The organism is Propionivibrio sp., assembly GCF_016790145.1.
GTDB lineage: Bacteria > Pseudomonadota > Gammaproteobacteria > Burkholderiales > Rhodocyclaceae > Propionivibrio.
Genome location: NZ_JAEUOI010000090.1, coordinates 25,458 through 36,640 on the forward strand (window position 1 = coordinate 25,458; position 11,183 = coordinate 36,640).

The 11,183-nt window shown below is 60.4% G+C and carries 12 protein-coding genes; 4 read left to right on the top strand and 8 right to left on the bottom strand.

Annotated features, from left to right (window positions below):
- The first annotated feature begins 232 nt into the window (after window positions 1-232).
- The 3 genes from JNM42_RS07970 to JNM42_RS07980 all read left to right on the top strand — a co-directional run bounded on the left by JNM42_RS07970 (window position 233) and on the right by JNM42_RS07980 (window position 2,781).
- Window positions 233-988 (top strand): adenosylcobinamide-GDP ribazoletransferase, encoded by a 756-nt coding sequence (locus JNM42_RS07970; RefSeq protein WP_294268156.1) that lies wholly within the window; start codon window positions 233-235, stop codon window positions 986-988.
- Window positions 973-1,479, top strand: a complete 507-nt coding sequence (gene cobC / locus JNM42_RS07975; protein ID WP_294268157.1) for an alpha-ribazole phosphatase family protein — start codon at window positions 973-975, stop codon at window positions 1,477-1,479. The genes JNM42_RS07970 and cobC overlap by 16 nt, the downstream gene beginning before the upstream one ends.
- 123 nt (window positions 1,480-1,602) lie before the next feature.
- Entirely contained in the window at window positions 1,603-2,781 is a 1,179-nt protein-coding gene (locus JNM42_RS07980) for an SAM-dependent methyltransferase (RefSeq protein WP_294268158.1), read from the top strand.
- A gap of 21 nt (window positions 2,782-2,802) precedes the next feature.
- Here JNM42_RS07980 and JNM42_RS07985 read toward each other — a convergent pair whose 3' ends face one another.
- The 6 genes from JNM42_RS07985 to JNM42_RS08010 all read right to left on the bottom strand — a co-directional run bounded on the left by JNM42_RS07985 (window position 2,803) and on the right by JNM42_RS08010 (window position 8,663).
- Complete coding sequence (locus JNM42_RS07985) at window positions 2,803-3,018, bottom strand: hypothetical protein (RefSeq protein ID WP_294268159.1); 216 nt, start codon at window positions 3,016-3,018, stop codon at window positions 2,803-2,805.
- Window positions 3,019-3,194: 176 nt separating this feature from the next.
- Window positions 3,195-3,812 (bottom strand): glutathione S-transferase N-terminal domain-containing protein, encoded by a 618-nt coding sequence (locus JNM42_RS07990; RefSeq protein WP_294268160.1) that lies wholly within the window; start codon window positions 3,810-3,812, stop codon window positions 3,195-3,197.
- 21 nt (window positions 3,813-3,833) lie between these two features.
- A complete protein-coding gene (locus JNM42_RS07995) occupies window positions 3,834-5,054 on the bottom strand; it encodes a multifunctional CCA addition/repair protein (RefSeq protein ID WP_294268161.1) in 1,221 nt (406 codons plus the stop codon).
- A gap of 20 nt (window positions 5,055-5,074) precedes the next feature.
- Window positions 5,075-5,698 (bottom strand): glutathione S-transferase family protein, encoded by a 624-nt coding sequence (locus JNM42_RS08000; RefSeq protein WP_366504425.1) that lies wholly within the window; start codon window positions 5,696-5,698, stop codon window positions 5,075-5,077.
- A 21-nt stretch (window positions 5,699-5,719) separates the two neighbouring features.
- Window positions 5,720-6,682: a complex I NDUFA9 subunit family protein gene (locus JNM42_RS08005; RefSeq protein ID WP_294268162.1), complete on the bottom strand. Its 963-nt coding sequence runs from the start codon at window positions 6,680-6,682 to the stop codon at window positions 5,720-5,722.
- Window positions 6,683-6,719: 37 nt separating this feature from the next.
- The gene (locus JNM42_RS08010; RefSeq protein WP_294268163.1) at window positions 6,720-8,663 is read right to left on the bottom strand and encodes a lytic transglycosylase domain-containing protein; all 1,944 of its coding nucleotides are present in this window, start codon (window positions 8,661-8,663) and stop codon (window positions 6,720-6,722) included.
- Between the two features lie 70 nt (window positions 8,664-8,733).
- Between JNM42_RS08010 and JNM42_RS08015 the strand changes: the two genes are divergently transcribed.
- Window positions 8,734-9,327 (top strand): 5-formyltetrahydrofolate cyclo-ligase, encoded by a 594-nt coding sequence (locus tag JNM42_RS08015; RefSeq protein WP_294268164.1) that lies wholly within the window; start codon window positions 8,734-8,736, stop codon window positions 9,325-9,327.
- Between the two features lie 81 nt (window positions 9,328-9,408).
- On the opposite strand, the gene JNM42_RS08020 is transcribed toward JNM42_RS08015, so the two are convergent.
- Window positions 9,409-9,786, bottom strand: coding sequence for a hypothetical protein (locus JNM42_RS08020; RefSeq protein ID WP_294268165.1), 378 nt, complete (start codon window positions 9,784-9,786; stop codon window positions 9,409-9,411).
- Window positions 9,787-9,877: 91 nt separating this feature from the next.
- A complete protein-coding gene (locus JNM42_RS08025; RefSeq protein WP_294268166.1) occupies window positions 9,878-11,047 on the bottom strand; it encodes a sodium ion-translocating decarboxylase subunit beta in 1,170 nt (389 codons plus the stop codon).
- Window positions 11,048-11,183 lie beyond the last annotated feature (136 nt).

Sequence of the window (11,183 nt, forward strand, 5' to 3'; positions counted from 1 at the left end):
TGGTTCGCTTTCTTTCGTTGACTGACAGTCTGTGAAAAAATCATTACGGCCTGATTTCCACGCTCGTCACCCCGGCGCAAGCCGGGGTCCAACTCGTTTATCCGATTGTATTCATGGCTATCGGAGGAAGGTTCTGGATTCCGGCTTTCGCCGGAATGAGGGCGAAGCCTGGCCTCGGGCCACGGCTTGGGTGGTGTTTTTTCATTGATTCACAACCCCTAACGACCGGCCCATGTTCTTTCGTACTGAACTCGAATACTTTTTCGGCGCCATCCGCTTCTTTACGCGCTTGCCGGTACCCGCCTGGGTCGGGCACAGCAGCGAGGCGCTGGAGCGTTCGTCGCGTTATTTTCCGGCGGTCGGGCTGATCGTCGGCGGCATCGCGGCGCTGGTTTTTTTCCTGACCTCGTTCATCTGGCCATTAACGCTGGCGGTGCTGGCTTCGATGGCGATTACGCTCTACGTCACCGGCGCATTTCATGAAGACGGCTGGAGCGACATGGTCGATGGCTTTGGCGGCGGCTGGGGAAAGACGCAGATCCTGGCAATCATGAAGGACTCGCGGATCGGCAGTTTCGGCGCGGTGGCGCTGGTCATGCTGATGCTCGCCAAGTTCTGCGCGCTGGTCGAGATCGATCTGCTGCTGATCCCGGTGACACTGATTGCCGGGCATGCCTTCTCCCGCCTGTGTGCTACCACCCTGCTGCGTACGCTCGACTATGTGCGCGACGAAGGCAAGTCGAAGCCGCTGGCCACCCGCATCGGAGGCGGCGAACTGGCTTTCGCGGCACTCACCGCGCTACTGCCTCTGCTCCTGTTGCCGCCGCGGCAAGCCGTCATCGGCGTGCTTTTTGCCGTGCTCGCCACGCTCTGGCTGGCGCGCCTGTTCAAGCGGCAGATCGGCGGTTATACCGGCGATTGCCTCGGCGCCACGCAGCAGCTTGCCGAAGTCGCCTTCTACTGCGGAATGCTGTGCAGATTTTCCTGATCCGTCATCCGCGCCCGCTGATCGACGCCGGCGTCTGTTACGGCCGGCTCGATATCGACTGTGCCGACGCGCCGCACGTTGCCGCACGCCTGCGAGCCTTGCTGCCGGAAGGCACGCCGGTCATCTCAAGCCCGCTGCGCCGCGCTTGGCAACTGGCCGAGGCGCTTGACCCGCAGGCGCGCATCGACGCGCGACTGACCGAGATCGACTTCGGCGAATGGGAGGGCCAGTCGTGGGACGACATCGGCCGCGACGCGCTCGATGCCTGGGCCGCCGACGTTTTCAACTTCAGCCCGCCGGGCGGTGAATCGCCGGCCCGCCTGCAACAGCGTGCCATCGACTTTGCCATCTCGCTTGCGGGCTCGCGTGTCGCGCTGGTCACCCACGCCGGGGTCATGCGCGCCCTGGTGGGTCACTGGCGGCAGCTCCCGCTTGCCGAATGGACGCAACTGAAATTCGAGTTTGGCAGCATCACGGAGATCGGGATTTGAATCTGGAATCCACCGCGAAGGCGCAAAGTTGCAAAGGGAACGCAAAGCTATGACTTCGCGTTTCCAGCACTTCTCTGCGATTCCTTTCTTCTTTGCGCCTTTGCGGTGGATGTTTTGAGAACATTGAAACTACCCAAACCCGATCCCGACGCACTGGCCTACAGCGCGGCGCTGAAACGCCGCATCGGCGACGAAATCGAATCTGCCGGCGGCTGGATCGGTTTTGATCGTTTCATGGAACTGGCGCTCTATGCGCCGGGAATGGGCTACTACTCGGGCGGGGCGCGCAAGTTTGGCGCCTCCGGGGATTTTGTCACCGCACCCGAGATTTCGTCGGCCTTCAGCCGGACCCTGGCGGCGCAGGCGGTGCAGATCCTGGCGCTCAGCGCGCCGCAGATGATCGAGGTCGGCGCCGGTTCCGGACGTCTTGCCGCCGACCTGCTGCTCGAACTTGAACGGCGCGTAGCGCTCCCGGAACGCTACGGCATCCTCGATCTCTCCGGCGAATTGCGCGAACGCCAGCGGGCGACGATTGGCCAGCGCGCAGCGCATCTGCTTGAGCGCGTCAACTGGCTCGACCGCCTGCCCGAACGTTTCGATGGTCTGGTGCTGGCCAACGAAGTGCTCGACGCAATGCCGGTGCATCTGGTGCGCTGGGGTAACGAGTTTGAAGATTTGGAAAACCCGGCGATATTTGAACGCGGCGTCGGCTGGAAGAATGATGAATTCGTCTGGTCCGATCGTCCCGCCGAGGTGCGCGTTCTTGAACGGGCGAAGGCACTGGGTATCGAGCACCCGCCAGCGCCCGGTTACCTGAGCGAGATCGGCCTGGCCTCAACCGACTGGACGGCAGCCTGGGGCAGCATCCTCGGCAAGGGCGCCTTGCTGCTCATCGATTATGGTTTCCCGCGGCACGAGTATTACCACTGGCAGCGCGATGCCGGCACATTGATGTGCCACTATCGCCACCATGCGCACGGCGAGCCCTTCTACCTGCCCGGCTTGCAGGACATCACCGCGCACGTCGATTTCACGGCAATTGTCGAGTCGGGCTTTGCCGCCGGCCTGGATTTGCTCGGCTACACCACGCAAGCCACATTCCTGCTCAATTGCGGATTGACTGAAATCCTTGCCCGCACCCCGGCCGAAGATTATCTAAACTACCTGCCGCAAGCGCAGGCAGCGCAGAAACTGATTTCGCCCGCCGAGATGGGCGAGCTGTTCAAGGTCATCGCGCTGGGTAAAGGCATCGACGAGAAGTTGATCGGCTTTGCCCAGGGCGATCGAAGCGCGACGCTGTAAGCGCACCTCGCTGTGCAGCGCTCAGCCCTTGCCGGCATACAGGTGAGCCATGAACCCTTTGCCGTCGGCGCTTGACGGCTTGCCGGCTGCCATGGTGTCGAATTCAGCCAAACGGGCTTCAACCCCGGGCCGTTCGGCCCAAGCGGCGTACAAGGCCTCGTCGCTGTAAACGTCGTTGTAATGGTTGCATGCTTCGTCCAGGACTTTTCCTGCGCTCATTTCGGTGACGATCAACATTTTGTTTGCCTCTGCTCTTTTGAATGGATGGCAAGTCAAGTAACGGCCGGGAAACGGAAAGGTTGAATGGCGCCGACAACTATTTGGTAACGGTTTGTCCAAATTTCACTGGAACTCGATTGACCTCAATCCAGGTTTGCAGGAATTCAGCCGATCACAGCTTTGCCTGATTTCGCTCAGCCGGGTATCGCCATGCCGCGCTGCACGGCTGGGCGTGCGCCAATCGCTGCATGCCAGCGCTGCACGTTGGGATAGTCGGCCAGATCGATCTTCTGCCACTCATGCCGCGCCACCCAGGGGTAAGTGGCCATGTCGGCAATCGAGTACTCGGCGGCCAGATACGCGGCCTCGCCCAGTCGCCGGTCGAGAACGCCGTAAAGCCTTGCCGTTTCTGTGCTGTAGCGCTTGATTGCGTAGGCTAGCGGTGCGGGAGCAAAACGCAGGAAGTGGTGCGTCTGACCGAACATCGGCCCGACGCCGCCCATCTGGAACATCAGCCACTGCAGGGCTTCGTACTTGCCGCGCTCGGACGTCGGCAAAAACCGGCCGGTCTTGCCCGCCAGGTAGAGAAGAATCGCGCCCGACTCGAAAAGCGTCATCGTTTTGCCGTCCGGCCCATCGGGATCGACGATGGCCGGGATTTTCGAATTCGGGTTGATGGCCACAAATTCGGGGGCCAACTGCTCGCCCTGTGTGATGTCGATGGTTTTCACGCGGTAGCGTAGCGCGCACTCCTCAAGCATGATCGATACCTTGCGGCCGTTGGGTGTACTCCAGGTGTACAACGTGATCATGGCGTTACGACATCCACCGCATCAGTCCGGAAGTGCCAGCACCCGTTTGACGGCGGACACCCGCGCGGCGTGCAGTTGCGCGGAAATCTGCACCGCATCGCTGCAACGGCTGGCAATCGCTGCCGCATCGACGGAACGTACGGCGTCCAGCGCGCTCAGGAAAAGTTGCGCATCGGGGTTCGGTTTTTCTTCCCAGCCCAGACGTCCATGAAAATCGCAGGCACAGGCCTCGAGGAGTTGTTCGAAGCGCTGCGGGCGGCGCAGTGCATCGGCACTTTCCAGGAGCCGGGTAATGGTTGCCGCGCGCAGCTCGGGACCGCGGCGAATATCGCCGTGATAGCGGGCCACCAGAAGCGCCAGATCACGGCAATCGGCCGGGGTCTTGAGTCGAGCGCACACTTCGCCGACCAGCTCGACGCTGCGTGCCTCGTGCCCCGGATGACGCGGCAGATCGGCGGCTGGCGTCAGCCCCTTGCCGAGATCGTGCATGAGTACGGCAAAGCGCACTGGCAAGGCGTAGCCTTGCCGTGCCGAATGATCGAGCGCCATCATGACGTGCACGCCGGTATCGATTTCCGGATGGTAATCGGCACGCTGCGGCACGCCGAACAGTCGATCCAGCTCGGGCAGCAGGCGCGCCAGCGCGCCGCATTCACGCAGCACTTCAATCATGCGCGAGGGTCTGGCTTCCATCAGTCCCCTGGCCAGTTCCTGCCAGACGCGCTCGGCAACCAGATGATCGACCTCGCCCCCGCTGACCATCCTGCGCATCAGGTCGACGGTTTCCGGCGCGATGGAAAATCCGATGAAGCGCGCGGCAAAACGGGCAACGCGCAGAATGCGTACCGGATCCTCAACGAATGCCGGCCCGACATGGCGCAATACCCGCGCCTGGAGATCGGCCACACCGTGAAACGGGTCGGTCAGCGCACCATCGTCGGCACGGGCAATGGCATTGATGGTGAGGTCGCGACGGGCGAGGTCCTCTTCGAGACCGACCTCGGGCGCCGCATGAAAGGAGAAGCCGGTGTACCCGTGACCGGCCTTGCGTTCGGTCCGGGCCAGAGCGTACTCTTCGTGCGTGGTCGGGTGCAGGAAAACGGGAAAGTCCCGGCCGACCGGTTTGAAGCCGCGCTCGAGCATTTCGTCGGGTGACGCCCCAACGACCACATAGTCACGATCCTGTACCGGCAAGCCAAGCAACTCGTCGCGCACCGCCCCACCAACCGTGAATATTCGCATGGGGTGAGGAAGGTGAACGCCTACCTGGCCATTTCAGCCAGCGCGGCTTCCCGCCATTCCTGCATGGCCGGCAGCAGGCGCATGGTTTCGACCCACGCGCGCGAGGCCGGAGGAAGCTCCACAGCGTAGGTCAGAAAACGCCAGACGACAGGAGAAAACATCGCGTCAGCAATCGAGAAATAGCCATACAGGAAGGGGCCATCCTGAGCGTAGCAAAGGCGGCAGCTTTCCCAGATCGAAACGATGCGGGCAATATCGGCTTCCACTTCGGCAGTACGGGCGTCATAAGGCCTTGAGGAGACAATTTCCATCGGCATGCTGAAACGTAAGGCGCCGAAACCGGAGTGCATCTCGCAACTGATAGCGCGCGCCTCGGCGCGCGCCTTGCGCTCGGAGGGCCACAAAGAAGGTGCCTGCTCGGCAATATACTCGCAGATGGCCAGTGAATCCCAGACCACGGTGCTACCGTCGATCAAACACGGCACTTTGCCCGAAGGCGAGTACTTCAAAATCTCTTCCCTGGTCCTGGATTGATGCAGGCGAATGCAGATTTGCTCAAAGGGTAATCCGGCCTGCTTCAAGGCCAGCCACGGACGCAGGCTCCATGACGAGAAATTGTGATCGCCGATGACAATTTTCATCATGACAAAAAATTCACTGAACCCTTAACGCCCGGCACGACAGCGGTATTTATCCAGGCGCAGATTCGGTCTGACCACAGCAGAAAGATAACCGGGCGCGACAGCTTCCAGCGACTTCGGTTGCCAGCCCGGGTAGTTGTGACGCCCATCGGTCAGGTTATCGAGCTGCATCGAACGCAGGTTATCCGGCGACATCGGCGGATTGGGCAGCAGACTCAGAAAGCCCGCCTGCAGATAAGCGAGGGCATCGGGCAACCCGATCACCGGACGGCGCCGGCCGATCAGCTCGCCGGTGTACTCGACCAGTTCGCGCAAGGTGTAGACTGTCGGACCGCATAATTCGTACGTCTGGCCAAAAGTTGCGCGATCGGTCAGACACGAGCAAAAGGCGTCGGCCACATCGCCGATATAAACCGGCTGAAAGCGTGCGTCAGCGCCACCCAGCGGCATAACGGGAAAGACCCGGAGCAGGCTGGCGAAGGTATTCAGGAAGGAGTCACCGGGGCCAAAAATGACCGAGGGACGAAACACGGTGACATCAAGCTCCCTCGCCGCACCGAGCACGACGGCTTCGCCCGCCGCCTTAGAACGCAAATAGGCCGATGGTGCATCGTCAGAGGCCCTGAGCGCGCTCATATGCACCAGGCGACGGACTCCGGTCTGCATCATGGCCGCCAGAATTTTCCTCGGCAACTCGACATGCGCGGCAGCAAAACGCTTGCCGTAAGGCTGGCTGGAATCGCCATCGTGCAAAATGCCGACCAGATTGATCACGGCATCAACGCCAGTCATCAGCGAAGCCAGCACTTGCGGGTCGTGGACATCGGCGTCCACCATATAGACGGTCGGCAGCAGAATGAGCTGCTTGGTATTGTCACGATGGCGCGTCGGGATCGTGACGCGAATGCCGCGTTCGGAAAGCCGGTTGGCTATCCAGCCACCAACAAAACCGCTCCCGCCAATCAATAGCACTTTCTTGAGTTCCATGGCTCCCTGCCGATCAAATTTGTTTGAAGAATCGATTCTACGGCAATTCTTCGGCCTTTGGATCAACACTCGAGCGTGGCCCGATCACGCCAAGGCGGCTCTTGATCGATTGCGGTTTGCCGTCAAACAGTGCCGAATAATAGACCGAGTTGCTCATCACCTTCTTAACGTAGTCGCGCGTTTCATTGAACGGAATGGTCTCGGCGTAGATGGCGCCTTCCAGCGGACCATCAGCGCGCCATTTGCGGGCGCGGCCGGGGCCGGCGTTGTAGGCCGCAGAAGCCAGCACCGGGTGATTGTCGAGGCTCTCCATCACCAGACGCATGTACGTCGTACCGAGCAGCAGATTGGTCTCGGTGTCGTTCACCTGACCCTGATGAAAGTCCTTGAGGCCGATTTTCCTGGCCACCCACTTGGCCGTCGCCGGCATCAACTGCATCAGGCCAGAAGCTCCCGCCGACGACTTGGCATTGGTCACGAAGCGGCTTTCCTGACGCATCAGGCCATAGACCCAGGCGTCGTCGAGCGATTGACTCTTCGCCGCCGGACGCACCTGATCGCTGAAAGGTGACAGGTAGCGCAGCGAATAGTCGTGCTCATCCCGTGTGCGGTCAGCGGCAGCAATGGCCCGGTCATAAATGCCGGCGCGCTGGGCGATATCCGAAGCCGCCAGCAACTCGCGATCGCTCATGTCACGTAGCGTCCAGTTCCATTCCTTGACGCCTTCAGTGCGCAGATTGACGCGATACAGCGCCAGCGCACGCTGCACGCCAGGATTAGCGGCAACCTGCGACACCTCCTCACGCGTCAGCGCCGCTGCCCTGGGTGGGGTCATGATCGCCCGACCCAGCTCTTCATCGGCCAGATTGCCGTAGAAGTTTGGCTGCCCGGCAATTTTTGCGAACAGCGTATTGGCCTCCTCGATGCGCCCGCCGGCACGGTAGGCACGCCCCAGCCAGTAAACCCAGGCCGGCTGTGCGGCGAGTGCTGGCGGCATCCTTTCGATGGTTGAGCGCACCGTTCCCCAATCCTTTGCGCGCAGGGCGGCGCGCACCTTCCATTGCGCCACCTCATCGGAAAGCGCAACATCACCGGTTTTTCGAAACCACTCCAGCGCCTCGGGCAGGTGCCGCTGCGCCGCCTGCCAGCCGATCTGGCTCCATGCCCAGCCCTTTTCGCCGGCCTGTAACTGGCTCTCGATCCGCATCAACTGCTCGGACGCCATGCGCGGATCGTTGCGCGCAATGCGGCTGATCGCCAGCGCCGCCAGTTCGCGGTTCATGCGACTACCGGCCAGGCTGGTCGGCTGTTTTGCCAGCCACGGTATCGGTGTATCGATGACCGCCGCAACAACCCGCGCATCGGGCGTCTGGCTGGGCGGCAGATAGTTCATGCTGTAGCGCGCGGCGGCCGTCTTGTTCGCTTCAAACTGGCGACGGACGCGCGCCCAGACCTGATCGGCGAGTACGCGCTTTTCCAGAATCAGCGCTTCGAGTATCGGGTAGCAGGATTCGGGAGGCTCAATCAACGTCAGCCACAGCGACATCGCCTCGTCGAGCATGCTCGCATCGCCGCGTGCCTGGCGGCTCTGCAGGGCAAAACAGGAAAGCTCCTGATCGGGCTGGCCCAGCAAGGGGAATTCGGCATCAAACTGCGCCCACTGCTGCTTCCTGCCCAATTGCTTGAGCCAGTCACTACGCAGCTTCTCGGCGACATAACTTTTATCGTAACGCGACAGGAAGGCCTTGATCGTCGCCGGATCGGTGTTATTCAGATCAAGCAGAAGCTGCCAGTATTCGACATAGGCTTGAAGCTCATGCCCCTGCAACTCGAATGCTATGCGCTCAAGTTTGGCGCGGTCGCCAGTGCGAACCGCATCACGCGCCGCAAGAAATCGATCATCGCCCGTCACGGCCCCGATTGCGGCATGCGCCATCAAGCAGGGAATCGTGAGGAGAAAAACAGCAAGACGAAACTTCATGATAAGCTGGAGCCCCTGTAAACACTGACTTTCAGCATACCACATGAGCGCCGGATTGACGCCACAAACAATGTCTGAAAATCGTGACGAAACGTGCGCTACGTTTCGTCGCGCATTACGTCAGCAGCGCATTGAACTTCGACTGGCACTGTCGGCAGACGAGCGTTCTCTTCTTTCTGAAAAAGTTTGCGCGCAGGTGCAGAAAAACTTTCCGCAACTGGCAGGTCTGCGCGTCGGATTCTGCTGGCCGGTAAAGAACGAGCCCGATCTGCGGCCACTGATCATGTCGTGGTTTGAATCCGGGCAAACCGGGTTTGCGGCGCTGTTGCCGGTTGTCCTCGAAGCCAACGCCGCGCTCGCTTTCCGCAAGTGGACTCCAGGTCAGCGGCTGGTTGCCGACCGTTACGGCATCCCGACACCGGCCGAAGGCGAATTTCTGGTGCCGCAAGCGCTGTTGCTGCCGGTCAATGCATTCGATGCCGCCGGTTACCGCATCGGTTATGGCGGCGGCTTCTTTGACCGCACGCTGGCCAGTCTGAAGCCGGCTCCGCTAAGCATCGGCGTCGGTTTTGAACTGGCTCGCGTCGACTCGATCCGCCCCGAAGCGCACGATATAAGGCTAGATGCCATGGTCAGCGAAGCAGGAGTTTTCAGACACGTTTGACCACCGGCGCCAGACCCCGGCAACAAAGGCATACGCTGGTCTTTAACTGCAGGGCCCTGTCCGGTTCCGAGGGATCACCGTTTAGCGCACGGTATGCGAACCGTGCTGGGCAATTCGCCCTTCGGTGGACCACGAGGCACTGCGCTGCGAGGGCTGGATGTTGAGAATACGATGCGGTGCGCCGTCCATGACGACGAATACTGCTGCGGCAATGGCAGCGATGTTGTCCAGCGTTTCGGCGTCGGCCTTTTTCTCTGCAGGCGCCGCCTGTGAAGCGTGAGTCGCCTTTTTACCGTGTGCGGCTTTGGGTGCGGCCTTGAAGAAAAGCGCCGCGCGATTCAATAGCGGAAAACACGACAGCACGATGCCAATGCCGCTGATGATGATGAAGCTGAGAAAGAAGTCGATAACGCTGACAATTATCGCTCCCTGGAGCGTATCCGGAACAAGAGCGGTCATGACGGCCTCGCCTCAATGGTAATAGCAAAAGAATGAGCACCTGGTGGCACCATGGACGCTGCAATGAAACAGGGGGTCACGTGTTTCATGCTCAGTTCGCCCCCAGCAGGGCGAGCAGAATACCGCCCGAGATGGCCGTTCCGAAAACTCCGGCAAGATTGGGGCCCATGGCATGGTAAATCAGCAGATTTTTCGGATTAGCCTTGTACGCCTCGATATGCGCGACGCGCGCCGCGATGGGTACGGAAGCGATGCCGGCCGAGCCGATCAGCGGATTGATTTTCGTCTTGAGGAACAGATTCATGATCTTTGCGGTCACCACCCCGGAGCCCGTACCAAAGAGGAAGGCAATCAGTCCGAGTATGACAATTTCGAGGGTCTGGAAGGTGAGAAATTTCTCGGCCGCCATGGTCGATCCGATGGCGACGGTCAAAATGATGATGATGACGTTCATCAGCCCGCCGGCGGCCGTCTTCGACAGACGATCCGTCACTCCCACCTCTCTAAGCAGATTACCGAGCATGAGCATGGAGATCAGCGGGGCAACCGGCGGAAAGAACAGGTTGACGATAATGGCGATGACGAGGGGGAAGGCGATTTTTTCCAGCTTCGTCACTTTGCGTGATTCCGCCATGCCTATTTCACGTTCCGCCTTGGTGGTCAGCAAACGCATCACCGGAGGCTGGATCATCGGCATCAGCGCCATGTAGGAGTAGGCGGCGACGGAAATCGGCCCGAGCAGATGCGGTGCCAGCTTGACCGCGACGAAAATCGCCATCGGCCCGTCAGCGCCGCCGATAAGCCCGATGGCTCCTGCTTCGCTGAGGGTGAAACCGAGCATCTTGGCAAGAATCAGCGCCACGAAAATGCCCAGATGCGCTCCCGCCCCGAGGAGTACCAGCTTGGGATTGGCGATCATCGGCCCGAAGTTGGTCATCGCCCCGACACCGAGAAAGATCAGCGGCGGGATGATAAGCTTTTCCACACCCATGTAGGCATAGTGGAACAGCCCGCCGTCTTTCACCGCGTAGAGCAGCGCCGAGATGGCGGGCCCGCCGGGAATGTCGGGAGGTCCAGGAACGTTGGCGACGATGCAGGAAAACCCGATACCGACCAGCAGCAATGGCTCGTAGTGCTTGGCGATCGCCAGGTAGATCATGATCACGCCAATGATGATCATGAACAGATTACCTATGGAAAAGTTGACCGCTCCGGTCTGGTCGAGGAGTGCCTGCAAAAAAATTGGTATCTGGTCGAGCAAGTTACACCTTCTTTCGACGACGCCTGCGTCAGCAGGCTATCGATTCTGAATTAAAGCCGTTAATGACAAATGGTTGCAACCTGGTTTTTTTCGAGTCGATGCATCATACGCGGCCAGGGCGCAGCAGGAACTAGGG

Coding starts and splice junctions, on each gene's coding strand:
- JNM42_RS07970 (WP_294268156.1), top strand. CDS start 233: ATGTTCTTTCGTACTGAACTCGAATACTTTTTCGGCGCCATCCGCTTC.
- JNM42_RS07985 (WP_294268159.1), bottom strand. CDS start 3,018: ATGTTGATCGTCACCGAAATGAGCGCAGGAAAAGTCCTGGACGAAGCA.
- JNM42_RS07990 (WP_294268160.1), bottom strand. CDS start 3,812: ATGATCACGTTGTACACCTGGAGTACACCCAACGGCCGCAAGGTATCG.
- JNM42_RS07995 (WP_294268161.1), bottom strand. CDS start 5,054: ATGCGAATATTCACGGTTGGTGGGGCGGTGCGCGACGAGTTGCTTGGC.
- JNM42_RS08000 (WP_366504425.1), bottom strand. CDS start 5,698: ATGATGAAAATTGTCATCGGCGATCACAATTTCTCGTCATGGAGCCTG.
- JNM42_RS08005 (WP_294268162.1), bottom strand. CDS start 6,682: ATGGAACTCAAGAAAGTGCTATTGATTGGCGGGAGCGGTTTTGTTGGT.
- JNM42_RS08010 (WP_294268163.1), bottom strand. CDS start 8,663: ATGAAGTTTCGTCTTGCTGTTTTTCTCCTCACGATTCCCTGCTTGATG.
- JNM42_RS08015 (WP_294268164.1), top strand. CDS start 8,734: ATGTCTGAAAATCGTGACGAAACGTGCGCTACGTTTCGTCGCGCATTA.
- JNM42_RS08020 (WP_294268165.1), bottom strand. CDS start 9,786: ATGACCGCTCTTGTTCCGGATACGCTCCAGGGAGCGATAATTGTCAGC.